Below are 15,480 nucleotides of genomic sequence, written 5' to 3'. Positions count from 1 at the left end.
TACTGTCATTGAGTGACCGATCTCCTGGGAAACGATGGAAAATTTCCTCGCCTTCGCCTTTCAGAGATTTTCTAGTTGACAGTGAGTGAGTATTCACTCACTGTCAACCTATATTCCCGAACGAAAAGGAAAAATCGCATGTCTACCGGCTTCTCAATCAGCAAATATCCAGACGTTAAAGAAATCTATAAGCAGCTGCATGATCTGATCCATCAGCCTATACGTTCTATCAAACCGGTAGAAATGGAAAAATACCTGAAGGATTACTATGAGAAGAAATGCGCAAAATCCAAAGTAATGATCGCAGAAGCTTCGGAATATATTCCGGGTGGAGTGCAGCATAATCTCGCATTCAATTATCCTTTTCCTTTGGTGTTTACAAAGGCTTCCGGCGCCTATCTGAACGATTTAGATGGGAATAAGTACATAGACTTCCTACAAGCGGGCGGTCCTACAGTTTTGGGAAGTAACCCTCTTAGTGTTCGCAAAAAGGTAATTCAACTCTTGGAAAGCACCGGTCCTGTAACTGGTCTCTTTCATGAGTATGAGCTCAAACTTGCGGAGAAGATCGTGGAGCACATGCCTTCCGTGCAAATGTTCCGTATGTTAGGATCCGGAACGGAGGCATGTATGGCTTCTATCCGTGTTGCAAGACTCGCTACCAAGAAGAAGAACGTAGTGAAAATGGGAGGGGCTTATCATGGCTGGAGCGATCAACTCGCTTACGGACTCCGACTCCCTGGCACTAGACATTTCGAATCCCACGGGATCCCTAAACATGTATTTAAATATACCCAAGAATTCTATCCGAACGATTTGAATGCTCTCGAAAATACTTTAAAAAGAAATCGTTGGAGAGGAGGCACAGCTGCGGTCATCTTAGAACCAGTTGGCCCTGAGAGTGGAACTCGTCCTCTGGATTTCGACTTCAACAAAGGAGTCAGAGAGCTTTGCGATAAGTATGGAGCATTATTAATCTTTGATGAAGTCGTTACCGCATTTAGGATCGGACTGAGCGGAGCCCAAGGATATTTCGGAGTCACTCCTGACCTTACTGTCTTCGGAAAAGTCGTAGCAGGCGGGTATCCATCTGCCGGTGGTCTCGGAGGTAAGAAAGAGTATATGAAATATCTTTCTGCAGGTCTTCAAACCGGAGTGAAGAAGGCTCTGATCGGAGGGACTATGGCCGCTAACCCACTCAGCTCAGCTGCTGGATACTATACCCTTCTCGAAATCGAAAAACAAAAGGCCTGCGAAAAAGCAGGAAGAGCCGGAGATAGGATCACTGCCGGTTTACAAAAATTAATTAAGAAGTATAATCTTCCATTCGTAGCCTTTAACCAAGGATCCATCTGTCATTTGGAAACAGTGGGAACTATGCTTTTGGAAATCGATATCAAGAAATTCTGGAAGATCAAGTCCACGATCAAAGAAGCTCATTTACGTAAAAAGGCAATGGAAGAAATGGGAGCGGCTTATATGGCAGAAGGGATCGTAACCCTGGCAGGAAGCCGCTTATATACAAGCGCTGCAGATACGGATGCAGTTGTAGACGATGCATTGAAAAGATTCGAAAGAGTCTTCCAAAAAGTAGAAGGCGTCGCTTAAACCGAATAGCGGAGAAGAGAATATGGAACTGGAAAAGGCAAAGAAAATTGTAAGAGATACTGGAATTCGTTTATTAAAATCCGGATTGATCGCTCGCACTTGGGGAAATATAAGCCAGAGAATAGATGAGGACTACTTCGCAATTACTCCGACCGGTAGAACATACGATGATCTAACTCCGGAAGAGATTGTGCAAGTGAATCGACACGATCTCACCCATATCGGAAAGATCAAACCGTCCTATGAGAAAGGATTACATGCAGCGGCCTATGCTCTTCGCTCTAATATAGGCGCCGTCATCCACACTCATCAATTGCAAGCAGCAGTGGTCGCTGCCGCAAGAAAAGATGTGCCTGTACTAAATTCTCAAATGAAGAAGATCATAGGTGGGCCTGTTCTTTGCACAGATTATTCCCTTCCGGGAACCAAGAAGCTGATCCGTATGGCGATTGAAGCCTTGGATAAATCAGGAAGCAAAGCAGTCCTACTCGCTAATCATGGAACGTTGTGCGTCGGCAAAGACATGGAAGATGCATTTCAAGTTGCTTTAGAATTAGAAAAAGCCTGCCAAGCGTTTATAGAGAAGGAATTCGTCCGGATCTCTGGTGCCAAGAAAGGAGACAGAGAGTCCATCCGAGCCTGGTATCTTAAAAATTATTCTTTGGAGAAAAGCGCATGAAGGCACCGGAAAGCCCTCTCGAACTTCAGAAATTCCTTCCTCAATTGGTGAAAGAAGGTATCTTAACGAAGAATGGATGCGCAAGCGTAAAGATCGGCAAAAGCATTTGGATCACTCCTAAAAAAGTAGATCTGAATGCGATAGGAAAGAAATCCAAAAATGCTCTATTAGAAATTCCTTTAATAGCGGATCAGATTTTTCCTAAAGACGTGCCGGATGAAGCAGCAAAGCATCTTTCTCTTTACTTGGCAAGACCGGAATTCAACGTTATCCTTCATTCTACTCAAGAAAATGTTCAAACCTGCTCTATGGCGGGAGAAACCGTTCGCCCCTTCTTGGACGATATGGCTCAAATCGTAGGACCAAATGCAAAAGTAGTCTCCAACTCTAACGATGAGAAGTCCCTCAAGAAATTAATCTCAGCGATCGGAAGAAGGAATGCAGTCTATGTGAAAGATGCAGGAGCTCTCTGCGCTCACAAGAGCCTGGATGATGCCCACGCAGTTTGCATGGTACTCGAGAAAGCGAGCAAGGCTTTTGTCGAATCAAGAATCCTAGGTGGTGGTAAACCGGTTCCTTGGTTAGAAGCCGAAGCGATCCGATTCGTTTACCAGAGAAAATATTCCAAGCAAGCAGAGAAGAATCGCTAAGAAAGAAGCTCTGCAAGTGCACACCCCGCCCTTTCGCAGCGACAATAGGAGCTATAAAACGACCGCAAGGCGAGTCGATGACCGAAGGTCAAACGAGTCTGTTATCCAATTGATAGGCTAACTCTATCGAAAGAAGTCATCTAAGTGCACACCCCACCCTTGTGGGTGGGGGCCGGAGCGAAGCGGTGGTACCCGCCCTGCCGTTCAACAAAATCCCCATACCACAATCTGCCATCTCTCACAACGAAAATTTTCATCGAACTATGTGGGAACTCTCATGTAGATACCCTTCGCACTTCGAAATTATCTAAGTTGAAAATAAGTTTCTTCAAACTCTATCCATTATAAATCACTTTCAAAAAACTTAATTCGTCTTAAATTATTTTATATCGAACAAAATATAACACGCTTCTTTTGAACATGTTCAAAGTAAATTCTATATTTAACGCTTGGCATATAAAAGAATTTGCATATTCTTTTCGCCGATGAAGAGAACACAAATATATATCACTTACTTGCTCTTACTTATATTTAGCGCATGTAGCCCCGATCAAAGCAAGAATTGGGCTCCTACATTGCAGCTTATTACTCCGCATGCGTCCGAATTCGGTAACCAAACTCAATTCCATGCGTTTTCTACGGATGCTTCTATAATTCACTCTCTGGATTATGCGAATTCAGATTTAGAACGTAAAATCTTCACCGGGGACAAAAACTATAACGGTACCGTGGATAAGATCTTTTTAGACGGCCTTGGTAGAGAGGTCGGTTTCCGAGGCTTTAATATCTCCGGAAATACCAAACTTGCTCAACATGGGTTCAAACCCTTCGCCAACGATTCAGATGCAGATGTAGCATTTGCAAGACTTGCAAAAACGAACGGATCTAATTTGGTCCGATTCACAATCGCGTGGGAAGGAGTTCATACAGCAGTTGACACGATTAACTATGCGTATCTAGACGCAATCATCGCTCAGATGAGAAAGGCAATCTCTAAGAGAATGTATATCCTAGTCGACTACCATCAGGATCTTTTCTCCAGAAATCTTTTCAATAAGAGCTCTTGGTATACTGGCAATGGAGCTCCTGCTTGGATTATTTCCGGAGGCTCTTATCCTTCCGAATATTGCGGGATTGTTTGCGCCAACTGGAGCCAAAACAATCTAACAAATGAAGCGATCCGTCGAGCCTTCAGAAATTTCTGGAATAACGCAAGCCTTTCCACTTCTTCTGGGACTCGATATATGCAAACAGAATATCTTTGGCAGGTAGGAAAGGCAGCGGCATATATCAAGGCTAATCTAAGCGATCAGGAATTCGATTATATCGTAGGATTAGATCCTTTTAATGAACCTGTAGATGGGGGAATGGAAGGACTCACTGCTGCGCAATGGGATAACCAAAAACTCTGGCCATTCCATTATAAGATAAGAGATGTTCTCAATCAAAATGGCTGGGACAATAAATGGGTCTTTGCAGAACCTTTGGTATTTTGGAATACGAATGTAGGCTCTGCAATTGTTCCGGCTACTGGAGGAGGACATTTGTTAACGCAGCCTGGCTCCGGATTCGTATTCAATTCTCATTTCTACGATGCTGCAAGAATGGGGACTGATCTCACCGGCATTGATAACGCGACTTATTTCAAATACTTGGATGATATCCGAACCGAGGCCCGCTTCTTAAATATTCCGGTTTTCTTAAGTGAATTCGGAATGTGGTTAAAAGGAACCGGAGCGAAGGATACTCCTCGAATGATCAATGCAGTCTATCAAGCCATGGAGATCTCCGATAAAAGCCAAAGTAATAAAACTAGATTTGCTGATCTCTATAATCCGGCAGTTTCAGGGACTCAATGGCATTGGGATTACTACTATAACAATCACAAAGAATACATGAACGGAAACACGTCCAAACTGATCACTACGAAAGATGCCTGGAACGACGAAGACTTTTCCGTAGTTGGGAATTATGGAGCAAACTTTAACGTAGACTATCATGTAATCCAGAGAGCTTATTTCAGAAAATCCCAAGGAAGAGTATTCAGCTCTCATTATAATGCAATCGGCTACGATACTTGGAATAATATATTCAAGTGGGCGGCAATCCGGACGACAGATACTGGAACTAAATATTTCGGAGACCAAAGATTCTTATTCATAGTTTGGAAAGGAAGGAATTCAGAAGCTCCGACCGAGATCTATCTTCCTCCTCATTTCAGCAAAGGCGATACTTTACTCATTACGGAGAAAAAGATTTATAACAAGCTGATCCCTTCTTCCTTAAATCAAGATCCGAACGAAGCAATACTTATCGACGACAGAAATAGAGACTCTGGATCGGGAATGCTTACATTAATTTGGGACGATCTCGACTCTGACGAAGATGCAAACGATTCAATGCATTACGCTTTGCTTGTGGATGGACAAGGAGTTTCGTTTGATTCCCAAGTATTACAGACAATACAATCAGGATTAAACCAAAGGATCAACATAGATAAGAAAAGCCCGATCTACTTCACAGGAAAAATGACTTACTCCGGATATCCGGCCGAACAATAAAATATTGTAAGAAATTACCAGAGTGTTTTTAAAATGATTACTTACTTTTCTCTTATATTTCTTCGTCTTAACTAGTATTCCCTTAATTTATATTTTCATAAGACATTCCAATTTAGTAAAAAATTTGTGGATGATAGGTTCGAAAATATATTCACTAATCCAAATACTATAATATAGGGCGATTTCCAAAAGAGGCCGGATAAGGGATGGAAGAAAAAAAAGAACTCATCACGGAGAGAATTATAGCCTCCGGTCCACTGACGATCAATCGGATTCGATTCGGTTTAGCAGGATTATTCCTGCTTTCCCTCGCTGCCGCTTGGACCCAGAGTTCGGCAGTTCAAAATGCAGCGTATTTGATTGGAACAGGCTCGATGCTTGGTTACGCTTACTATAACCATTATTGTAATAAGAAATATGGAAAGATACCGGCTATGGTCGGCAAAGTTTCCGTATTGGCGGACATTACCATCTTATCAATAGTCATGTTCGTCGCTTCCTGGACTGATAGGAACATGGCTTCTGGAGTCATCCGCCAGATCATTCTATATGCAATCAACATGATCTTCATCGTGTATTCAGTATTACTATTATCTCCTACAGTCGCAAAGCTTTCCGGAATATTCAGCGTAGTTGGACAAGGACTCGTGATCCTAAATACAATCTTCAGAGGAGTTGAATTCACTGAGGATGAACTCAAGGTTATTTCTCCGGGATACGCCTCCATTTCGGAACAGTCCTTAAAACTGGTCTTTTTAGCGGTGGTATCCTATATCACTCAAAGTGTGATTTTGATCTTCCGCAAGATAGGCGCGGTAGAGGAAGAATACGCCAACACACTAGAACAGAAAGTCGACGAAAGAACGATAGAAGTCACCAAGAGAATGGAAGAGATCCAGGCTCTCAAGGTGCAACAAGACGGAGATTATTATCTAACTTCCTTATTGAGTAAACCTTTAACTACGAACTGGAATACTTCTCAAGATGTTAGCACCTTATTCTATATAGAACAAAAGAAGAAGTTCACCTTCAAGAACCGAGAGTCGGAGCTTGGAGGAGATATCTGTATTAGCGGGAACCTTCTCTTCGGGAATGAGAAAACAAAATGGACCTTCTTCTTAAATGGAGACGCGATGGGCAAATCTCTGCAGGGCGCGGGAGGAGCGATCGTACTCGGGACGGCAGTGAACAATATCATGACACGTTCTGCAAGTCATGGAAGGGTAATTGACATTACTCCTGAAGCTTGGATGCTCCAAACTCATAGAGAGTTGGACGATATCTTTCGCACCTTCGATGGAACAATGATGGCATCCGCTATCTTCGGCTTAGTGAATGATAAAACGGGAAGAATACTGATCTTAAACGCGGAACATCCTTGGCCCGTATTATTTAGAGACGGGACTGCTTCCTTCTTAGCACCCGAACTTTCTTCTTGGAAACTTGGTTCTCCTTTCGGAGCAAATCTAAAAGTTCACGAATCTCTTCTACAGCCTGGTGATGTGATCTTTTTAGGATCCGATGGAAGGGACGATATCAATATCTCCAACGATGGTTCTCACTGGAGAATGAACGAAGACGAAAATCTATTCGTTAGAATTGTAGAAGAATCGGAAGCAGATCTAGACAAAATCGCAGACAAATTGCACTCAGTAGGTGCGATCGCTGATGACCTTTCTTTGATACGTATCGGATACAAAGAAGTCATAGATCCGGAGCATCCCAAATATACACACGCAATCGAAAAATACAATGAAGCAAAACAATATCTTTCTAATAAAGAATTTGCAATCGCAACCGAACTATTAGAAACATCTTGGAGCCTTGCACCTAACTTTAAAGAATCCGCAAGACTATTAGGCCAAATCTACTACGATAAAAAAGAATATGCCAAGGCATCCAAATGGCTAGAACGTTATTTGAACTTGGATCCAGGATCTCAGAACATTTGGTTTCTATTATCTCTTTGTTATAAACATCTGAAAGACTTCAAGCGCGCAGCAGAAGCCGCAGAGAATGTTCGTAAAACACAACCTCATCGACTCGCCAACCTGATCAATCTCTCGGATAATTATAGATTGTTGAATAAATTCGAGGATGCCCGCTCCGTTCTTGAAAAAGCAAAAGAGATAGATGGAGAGAGCGCTCTTGTAGAAAAATTGGATGAATATTTGAAAGCCAAAGGATTTTAAGATATTCCCTTCCTAAATTATTTCTTGACCACCTCCAAAAGATAGCTGCAGATACATTTCAATGTTTTCGCTAACGAAAGCATGATCTTACTTTCTATATACGTTGGGAAATTCTTTCTATGTTTCGAATCAATTGGGTAAAGTTCGCGATGGGGCTATCTATATTCCTAGGCTTCGGTGCCTACGCAGTTTGGACTGGTTTACGTTGGATGCACTGGCCAACCACACCGGTAGATATGACCATCAGCGAAGCAATCATGAAGTCCGAGGAAAATCCTTGGATTCGTTTGACTGATGGAGAATGGCATTGTAGGTATGCGTATACGGAGAAGACGTTTTCCTATATCTCTCTTACTGATGGAAAGGCAGTCGTATTAGTTGGTTATGAAGACGAACCAAAATGTCCTCCCTCAGAGCGACCTTCCGGTGCATTCCGAGAGATCGCAAGTCCGTTATTAGAACAGTTAGTCTCGATAGGCTTCAAACGAGAAGCATTGGTTGCACCAGAAACAAAAGAACAGAGAATCTTTGTACTTTTCACTCACGAAGGACCTGGCAATTTCATGATCACTGTACCGGTCTTAGTAATTCTTTCCCTAATAGGATTAGCTTATCTTCGCACCGGCATAGAAAGAGTAAGCTAAGCGCAACTAACGTAGTAACTCGAAATAAACCTACAAATAAAAAACCCCGATGCTGTTTCCAACATCGGGGCCCATATTCACCCATCTCTAAGGGGAATTTATATTATTTTTTCTTAGGTTTCGCTGCAGTCTTCTTCTTAGCTGGTTTTTTAGGAGCAGCTACTGCTTTCTTAACCGGCTTCGCTTTTGGAGCGGCTACTTTTTTAGGAGCCTTTTCTTTTTTCTCCGGAGCTGGAGCCGCAGACTTAGCTTTCTTAGAATCGGAAACCGCTTCTCTCTTATCTTGGATTTCTTTCAAGAGAGTAGGACGATCTTTTCTGGTGGTTAATTCCAGAATCCCGACTTCAGAATTATCAGAAGGACGATTTACCTTCTTCAAAATACGAGTATATCCACCGTTGATGCTTGCGTAACGAACAGCGATATCTTCGAAAAGTTTAGTCACGATATTACGATCCTTAACTCTTTTCAAAACTTCGCGTTTGTTATGAAGAGCAACAGCTGGAGCGATATCAGTCGCCAAATTTCTTTTTGCTCTGGTGATGATCTTTTCCGCGTGAGAACGAACCACTTTCAATTTAGCTTGAGTGGACTCGATTCTCTCATACTTGAAAAGGCTGGTGATCATGTTATTGATCAACGCATCTCTATGGCCTTTTTCGCGGTTGAGATGTTTTACTTTATTTCTCTTATTCATATTAGAAATCTCTCATTCCGAACGAAAGACCCAAACCAGCAAGTTTGGACTTCAGTTCTGCGAGGCCTTGCTCGCTATAATGTTTAGATTTGGACATCTCTTCTTCGGATCTCTTAACAAGGTCTCCAACGAAATCGATTTCCAAACTGCGAAGAACGTTCAAGGAACGAACAGAAAGCTCTAGCTCTTCCACGTGCTTGGAAAGAGAAGCTTTCAATTTCTCGTCAGCTTCATCTAACTCGTCTTCTTCTTCCTCTAGTTCTTCTTCAAAGTTAATGAATACCGTGAGGTGCTCTTTCAGGATCTTAGCCGCTTGCGCAACCGCGTCCTCAGGAGAAATGGATCCGTCTGTCCAAACTTCTAAAGTCAGTTTCTCGTAGTCAGATCTTTGAGCCACGCGGGTCTCGGAGATCTCGAAAATGACTTTTTGAACAGGAGAGAAGATAGAATCGATAGGAATAGTTCCTAAAACTTCGATATCTTTCTTCTTATCTTCTGCAGGAACGTATCCTCTTCCTCTTTGGATCTCGAGATCCAGGACCAGATTCGCATCTTCGTTCAAAGTTGCGATATGAAGATCCGGATTCATGATCTCGATAGAAGAATCAACTGCAAGGTCTCCGGCTCTAAAATAACCAGCACCTTTCAATTCAAGGTGAATGACTTTGCTTTGGTCCTTGTCCTCAGGCTCGTATTTAATACGAACTTGTTTGAGGTTTAGAATGATACGAGTAACGTCCTCAGCAACTCCTTCGATATAAGAGAACTCATGATTCACTCCTTCGATACGGATCGCGGAAATAGCCGCGCCTTCGATGGATGACATAAGAGTTCTACGAAGAGAGTTTCCGATCGTGGTTGCAAAACCGCGCTCGAAAGGTTCCGCTACGAATTTTCCGTAATTCGGAGTATTCGCTTCGGTCGTAAATTCGATCTTTTTGGGACGTTTAAATCCTTTGAGTAAGCTTTTTAGAGACACTGGAAAACCCTTCCCAATAAATTACTTGGAGTACAACTCCACGATCACCTGCTCTTTTACTGGAATGTCGATATGATGACGTTCCGGCAAAGACAGAATTTCTCCCGAGAACTGAATGAAGTCGGAAGACAACCAAGAAGGAATATTGTTCAAAGACTGAGCCAACTGGATGTTCTGAGTGATGAATCCAGAAGTCCTGAATTTAGGTTTGATCTCGATCTTATCGCCTACTTTCAAACGGAAAGATGGAATATCCACTTTGTCTCCGTTCACTAGGATATGATTGTGAGCGATGAAGTTCCTAGCTTGACGTCTTGTCACCGCGAAACCGAGGCGATACACGACGTTATCCAATCTTCTTTCCAGAAGTTGAAGAAGGATCTCACCGGTTACACCGTGAGCGTGAGAAGCTTCTTCGTACAAGCTACGGAATTGTTTCTCTAACAGACCGTACGCTCTTTTCAGCTTTTGTTTTTCACGAAGCTGAGATCCGTACTCGGAAATTTTCGGTTTCCGTTTAGGCTGCATTCCAGGAGGTCCCTTTTTGTGGAACTTATCCCTATTAAAAGTAAAACTGGATTTGAGGTAGAGGTTAACTCCCTCTCTCCTCATTAGTTTAACGACAGGTCCTCTATATCTTGCCATATTATTCCTACCTTAAACCCTTCTTCTCTTACGGGGACGACAGCCGTTATGCGGTAAAGGAGTAACGTCCTTGATCATTTTAATGGAAAGTCCGCGTGCTACCAGGGAACGGATCGCAGATTCACGTCCGATACCAGGACCGGAAACGAGAACATCTACTTCTGCAAGTCCTGTGGAATCAATTGCCTTCTCGGCAGCGTTTCCTGCTGCGATCTGAGCAGCATACGGAGTGGACTTTTTAGATCCGCGGAATCCCATAGCTCCCGCAGTAGACCATGCTAAGGTATTTCCCGCAAGGTCGGTGATTGTGATAATCGTGTTGTTAAAAGAAGCGGTGATATAGACCTTTCCGCGAGGAACGACCTTCTTTTCCTTCTTCTTAACTTTTTTCTCTTTTTTGCCTTTCTTATCTTCTGCCATGATTACTTAGTCACCTTCTTCTTATTGGCAACGGTCTTCTTAACACCCTTACGAGTGCGGGCATTGGTTCTAGTTCTTTGACCACGAACTGGAAGACCCTTTCTATGACGCAGGCCTCGGTAGCATCCGATATCCATCAATCTCTTGATGTTCAATTGGTTTTCGGAGCGAAGATCTCCTTCCACCTTGATGCTTTCTTCAATCGCCTTTCTGATAGCAGCTTCTTGAGTATCGGAAAGATCCTTTACTCTCACCGCTTCAGGAACTCCTGCTTTCGCGAGAAGTTTGCGAGAAGTGGATCGGCCGACCCCATAAATATAGGTCAGACCGACTACGATTCTTTTTTCTCTAGGAAGATCGATACCTGCGATACGAGCCATGATTATGCTTGCCTTTGCTTGTGTTTAGGGTTGGTGCAGATCACTCTGATCACACCTTTTCTTCTGATAACTTTGCAGCTAGTGCAGATTTTTTTAACGGATGTTCTTACTTTCATAACGTTGTCCTATTTTTTGCGGTAGGTAATTCTACCCTTGGTCAAATCATAAGGAGAAAGCTCCACGGTGACTTTGTCTCCCGGAAGAATTCGGATATAATGCATTCTCATTTTGCCGGAAATATGAGCTAAAACCTTATGCCCGTTTTCCAGCTCAACGCGGAACATTGCGTTTGGAAGAGGTTCCAGAACGGTACCGTCCACGGTGATTGCATCTTCTTTTGCCAAGTTAAGCTAACTCCTTCTTTATGAGTTCTGTGACTTGCTCCAGGTTCCCTACTCCGTTTACACGAGAGAGATTTCCTTTTGCAGAATAATAGTCCAATAGCGGAAGAGTCTTTTTGTTATACGTTTCCAAACGACTCTTGATGGTAGTCTCATTGTCGTCGGAACGTCCTTCGATCTCCGCGCGTTTCAGCAAACGCTGAAGAAGCTCCGCATCCGGAACTTCTAAATTGATCGCTCTCTTAATCTTAACGCCTTCTCCGTTAAGGATTTTGTCTAACGCGTCAGCTTGCTCTACGGTTCTTGGAAATCCATCCAAGAGGAATCCGTTCTTGCAATCCGGTTCGACGAGACGATCTTTGATAATGCCGATCACTACTGAATCCGGAACTAAATCTCCGGCATCCATGAATTTCTTCGCTTCTAATCCCATTGCAGTTCCATTCTTCACTGCTGCGCGAAGAATATCTCCCGTAGAGATCTGAGGGATACCCAATGTATCGCAAAGAATCTTAGCTTGGGTACCTTTTCCAGCACCCGGTGGCCCCATGAAAATGATAGAATTCATTTTCTTAAGACCTTCCCTTGATCTTGGATTTTTTCAAGAAACCATCATAGTTTCTCATTAGAAGTTGGGATTCTAATTGCTTCAGAGTTTCCAGAGCTACCCCTACCATGATCAAAAGAGAGGTACCACCGAAAGTATAAACCAAGGATCCGCCACCAGAGTTGGTTCCGAGATCCAAGAAGCGAATAATGATATAAGGAGCTAACGCCAACCCAGCCAAGAAAACCGCACCAGGAAGAGTAATCCTATTCAACACTTTCTCGATGTATTCCTTAGTGTGAGAACCTGGGCGAATACCCGGAATGAATCCGTTGTATTTACGAAGATTTTCAGCAAGCTCAGTCGGATTGAATTGGATCGCAGTATAGAAATATGCGAAGAATACGATAAGAGCGATATACACGAAGAAGTAGAAAGCTGCGTGATACCAAATCTGAGAGAAAGGATTCAAATAATCTAATAGAACAACCCAGCCCGCCCAGTTCGGAAGCTCCGCAATCTGTTGAATGATAGTTTGCGGGAAAAGCAACAGAGAAGAAGCGAAGATGATCGGCATTACGCTCGCACCGTTCACTTTGAAAGGAATGCTCTGAGACTTGGCTTGGACCATTCTTCTTCCGACCATCTGCTTTCCGTATTGCAGAGGCACCTTGCGAACTCCTTGGGTCAAAAGAACAGTCAAGGAGATCAAAAGAATGAATAAGAGAAGAAGGATGATAATGTTCAGTCCGTCTACGAAATTCTCGCGGAACAATTGAGCCACGGAAACTGGAAGACGTCCTACGATACCAGCAAAGATCAAAAGAGAAATACCGTTACCGATCCCTCTCTCAGTGATTTGCTCTCCGAGCCAGATCAAAAGAACGGTCCCGGTAGTAATAGAAAGTAATGCAATAAAGAAGAACCAAGACTCTACAGAAGAGTGGATGAGTCCCGGGTGAAGAGCAGGAGTATTGTCCGCTCCGTAAGACCAACGTTGAGCTAAACGGATCACAGCCAAAGACTGAACTCCGCAAAGAAGAATAGTTCCGTATTTAGTGTACTGTCCGATCTTCTTACGACCTTCTTCTCCTTCTTTTTGCAGTTTTTGCAAAGAAGGAACAAGCACCATGACTAACTGCATGATGATGGAAGAAGAGATATAAGGCATGATCCCCAATGCGAAGATGGAGAAGTTCAGAAGAGCTCCACCGGCAAACATGTCGAACATTCCGACAAGTCCTTCGGCAGCGTTAGCATCCAGAGCGATTGCAGAAACTACCTTGGGATCGATACCGGGGATGGTAATATGAGTTCCAAGACGGAAAAGCAAAAGCATGCCAAGAGTGAAGAAAACCTTGTTTCTTAACTCTGGAATTTTGAAGATATTTGCAATCGAAGTCAGCATGCGGCTTTATTCTCTGTCCTTATTTCCTAACGGCCCTAAGGCCTTTTTCGGGCAAAAGGGACCCAACATTTGAGTCCCTCCTGCTAACACAAAATCGATTCAACCAAACAAAGGCTAAACGATCCGTTTATGCCTCTTTGGAAGCAATTTCGGAACGAAGTTTGACGGAACCGCCCGCTTTCTCTATTTTCTCTTTAGCGGAAGCGGAAAAGCCGTCTGCCACGATATGAATGGCTTTAGTGATTTCCCCGGTACCTAAAATCTTGAAAAGAGTGCTCTCGTTATCAAGAATCTTCGATTCAACCATAATTTTGGCATCTATGTTGCCGGTCAATCCGCTTTTCTCAAGGTCTCTCAGGTTGATTGGGAAGAAGTCCTTGTGAAAAATAGAAGTAAAACCGCGCTTAGGAAGTCTTCTGTGGATGGGCATCTGACCACCTTCGAAACCTCTGCGAACGGTATTACGAGCATATTGCCCTTTGGAACCACGACCTCCGGTCTTACCGGTCTTAGAACCGATACCGCGACCAAGGCGCTTTTTGTTCTTAGTAGAACCAGCAGGAACAGGGATAATGTTTTCTGCAGGCTTGTTACCCTTTTCTGCGCGCTCTTTTCCGAATGCGAGAGCAGTTTTAATTCTTTCTTTAGCCATCTTCCCTTTCCTTAGGCCTTATCCACTCGAACCAGGTGTTGAACGTCATTGATCATTCCTTGCACCTGAGGGGTAAGAGTATGCTTTCTTTGTTGCCCGGTCTTGCGGAGCCCCAAAGCAGCCAGAGTCAATTTCTGGCCTTTCTTGATTCCGATATTACTTTTGATCTGAGTAACGATTACGGTTTCCATGTTCTTATCCTACGTCGTTTCCGAAGAGGCGAGCGAGGGTAATTCCTCTCTTGCGAGCTGCAAGAACAGGAGTCTCTAACTGCTGGAGAGCGTCCAGAGTCGCCTTTACGATATTCACTGGATTCGAAGAACCCCAGGATTTACTGAGAATATCTTGGATCCCTACTTTTTCCACAACAGAACGGACAGATCCTCCGGCGATGATCCCAGTTCCCGCAGTGGACGGTTTCAAAATCACTCTTGCTGATTTGAACTTTCCGATCACTTCGTGAGGAATGGTATGACCTCTAAATTGGATCTTAACGAGATTCTTCTTAGCAGACTCGATAGATTTACGGATCGCATCAGGAACCTCATTCGCTTTACCGAATCCGATTCCTACTTTACCCTTGGCGTCTCCAACCACGGTTAGAGCGTTGAAGGAGAAACGACGTCCCCCTTTTACCACCTTGGCAACGCGATCGATCTTTACGACCTTCTCGTTAAACTCTTTTTGTTCTTGTTCTTGTTCGTATGCCATTATTAGAACTCCAATCCAGCTTCTCTAGCTGCGTCCGCGAAAGCGGCAATCCTTCCGTGGTAGATCATTCCGGAACGATCCAACATAACCACTTTAACGCCTTTAGAAGCGGCTCTTTCTCCGATCGCTTTTCCCAAAGCCTTAGCAGCTTCTTTGTCTTTACGGCTTTTACCTGAGAAAGTTTCTTCTAGGGTAGAAGCAGCAACCAGAGTAATTCCTTTAGAATCATCTACGATTTGGCAGGAAAGATAACGATTTGATTTGTTGAAAACCAATCTTGGACGCTCTCCAAACTGTCTCAGTTTGAATCGAGAACGTTCCGCTCTCCTGTTTTTGGCTGCGATTTTTTTCAGTTTATTAATCATG

Annotated in this window: 19 protein-coding genes; 6 read left to right on the top strand and 13 right to left on the bottom strand. The window is 43.3% G+C overall.

Annotated elements, in window-relative coordinates; genetic code table 11:
* The first annotated feature begins 138 nt into the window (after positions 1 to 138).
* The 6 genes from EHO59_RS06725 (at position 139) to EHO59_RS06700 (ending at position 8,334) form a co-directional block, all read left to right on the top strand.
* Complete coding sequence (locus tag EHO59_RS06725; protein ID WP_135585967.1) at positions 139 to 1,608, top strand: aspartate aminotransferase family protein; 1,470 nt, start codon at positions 139 to 141, stop codon at positions 1,606 to 1,608.
* A 22-nt stretch (positions 1,609 to 1,630) separates the two neighbouring features.
* Positions 1,631 to 2,287, top strand: coding sequence for a class II aldolase/adducin family protein (locus EHO59_RS06720; protein WP_135585965.1), 657 nt, complete (start codon positions 1,631 to 1,633; stop codon positions 2,285 to 2,287).
* Complete coding sequence (locus EHO59_RS06715; RefSeq protein ID WP_135585963.1) at positions 2,284 to 2,937, top strand: class II aldolase/adducin family protein; 654 nt, start codon at positions 2,284 to 2,286, stop codon at positions 2,935 to 2,937. The genes EHO59_RS06720 and EHO59_RS06715 overlap by 4 nt, the downstream gene beginning before the upstream one ends.
* A gap of 485 nt (positions 2,938 to 3,422) precedes the next feature.
* On the top strand, positions 3,423 to 5,498 hold the full coding sequence (locus EHO59_RS06710) for a glycoside hydrolase family 5 protein (RefSeq protein ID WP_135585961.1): 2,076 nt from the start codon (positions 3,423 to 3,425) through the stop codon (positions 5,496 to 5,498).
* Positions 5,499 to 5,704: 206 nt separating this feature from the next.
* Positions 5,705 to 7,690: a PP2C family protein-serine/threonine phosphatase gene (locus tag EHO59_RS06705; RefSeq protein WP_135585959.1), complete on the top strand. Its 1,986-nt coding sequence runs from the start codon at positions 5,705 to 5,707 to the stop codon at positions 7,688 to 7,690.
* A 119-nt stretch (positions 7,691 to 7,809) separates the two neighbouring features.
* A complete protein-coding gene (locus EHO59_RS06700) occupies positions 7,810 to 8,334 on the top strand; it encodes a hypothetical protein (protein ID WP_135585957.1) in 525 nt (174 codons plus the stop codon).
* A gap of 103 nt (positions 8,335 to 8,437) precedes the next feature.
* Here EHO59_RS06700 and rplQ read toward each other — a convergent pair whose 3' ends face one another.
* From rplQ to rplR, 13 genes are all read right to left on the bottom strand, one after another.
* Positions 8,438 to 9,031: a 50S ribosomal protein L17 gene (gene rplQ / locus EHO59_RS06695; protein ID WP_135585955.1), complete on the bottom strand. Its 594-nt coding sequence runs from the start codon at positions 9,029 to 9,031 to the stop codon at positions 8,438 to 8,440.
* Position 9,032: 1 nt separating this feature from the next.
* A complete protein-coding gene (locus EHO59_RS06690) occupies positions 9,033 to 10,010 on the bottom strand; it encodes a DNA-directed RNA polymerase subunit alpha (protein ID WP_135585953.1) in 978 nt (325 codons plus the stop codon).
* A gap of 21 nt (positions 10,011 to 10,031) precedes the next feature.
* Complete coding sequence (gene rpsD, locus EHO59_RS06685; RefSeq protein WP_135585951.1) at positions 10,032 to 10,655, bottom strand: 30S ribosomal protein S4; 624 nt, start codon at positions 10,653 to 10,655, stop codon at positions 10,032 to 10,034.
* 12 nt (positions 10,656 to 10,667) lie between these two features.
* Positions 10,668 to 11,075 (bottom strand): 30S ribosomal protein S11, encoded by a 408-nt coding sequence (gene rpsK, locus EHO59_RS06680; protein ID WP_016547062.1) that lies wholly within the window; start codon positions 11,073 to 11,075, stop codon positions 10,668 to 10,670.
* Between the two features lie 2 nt (positions 11,076 to 11,077).
* Positions 11,078 to 11,455 (bottom strand): 30S ribosomal protein S13, encoded by a 378-nt coding sequence (rpsM, locus tag EHO59_RS06675; protein ID WP_135585949.1) that lies wholly within the window; start codon positions 11,453 to 11,455, stop codon positions 11,078 to 11,080.
* A 2-nt stretch (positions 11,456 to 11,457) separates the two neighbouring features.
* Positions 11,458 to 11,571: a 50S ribosomal protein L36 gene (gene rpmJ / locus EHO59_RS06670; protein ID WP_008594142.1), complete on the bottom strand. Its 114-nt coding sequence runs from the start codon at positions 11,569 to 11,571 to the stop codon at positions 11,458 to 11,460.
* 9 nt (positions 11,572 to 11,580) lie between these two features.
* Entirely contained in the window at positions 11,581 to 11,799 is a 219-nt protein-coding gene (gene infA / locus EHO59_RS06665; protein WP_008595303.1) for a translation initiation factor IF-1, read from the bottom strand.
* 1 nt (position 11,800) lies between these two features.
* Complete coding sequence (locus EHO59_RS06660; protein ID WP_135585947.1) at positions 11,801 to 12,364, bottom strand: adenylate kinase; 564 nt, start codon at positions 12,362 to 12,364, stop codon at positions 11,801 to 11,803.
* Between the two features lie 4 nt (positions 12,365 to 12,368).
* Positions 12,369 to 13,751: a preprotein translocase subunit SecY gene (gene secY, locus EHO59_RS06655; RefSeq protein ID WP_135585945.1), complete on the bottom strand. Its 1,383-nt coding sequence runs from the start codon at positions 13,749 to 13,751 to the stop codon at positions 12,369 to 12,371.
* 127 nt (positions 13,752 to 13,878) lie between these two features.
* Positions 13,879 to 14,403: a 50S ribosomal protein L15 gene (gene rplO / locus EHO59_RS06650; protein WP_135585943.1), complete on the bottom strand. Its 525-nt coding sequence runs from the start codon at positions 14,401 to 14,403 to the stop codon at positions 13,879 to 13,881.
* 11 nt (positions 14,404 to 14,414) lie between these two features.
* The gene (gene rpmD / locus EHO59_RS06645) at positions 14,415 to 14,594 is read right to left on the bottom strand and encodes a 50S ribosomal protein L30 (protein ID WP_135585941.1); all 180 of its coding nucleotides are present in this window, start codon (positions 14,592 to 14,594) and stop codon (positions 14,415 to 14,417) included.
* Between the two features lie 4 nt (positions 14,595 to 14,598).
* Positions 14,599 to 15,114, bottom strand: coding sequence for a 30S ribosomal protein S5 (gene rpsE, locus EHO59_RS06640; RefSeq protein WP_135585939.1), 516 nt, complete (start codon positions 15,112 to 15,114; stop codon positions 14,599 to 14,601).
* A gap of 2 nt (positions 15,115 to 15,116) precedes the next feature.
* Entirely contained in the window at positions 15,117 to 15,479 is a 363-nt protein-coding gene (gene rplR / locus EHO59_RS06635; RefSeq protein WP_135585937.1) for a 50S ribosomal protein L18, read from the bottom strand.
* Between the last annotated feature and the right edge of the window lies 1 nt (position 15,480).

The organism is Leptospira semungkisensis, assembly GCF_004770055.1.
GTDB classification, from domain to species: Bacteria; Spirochaetota; Leptospiria; order Leptospirales; family Leptospiraceae; genus Leptospira_B; species Leptospira_B semungkisensis.
Note: the sequence above shows the minus strand (reverse complement) of the source record. Positions and strands in the feature narration are given on the sequence as shown.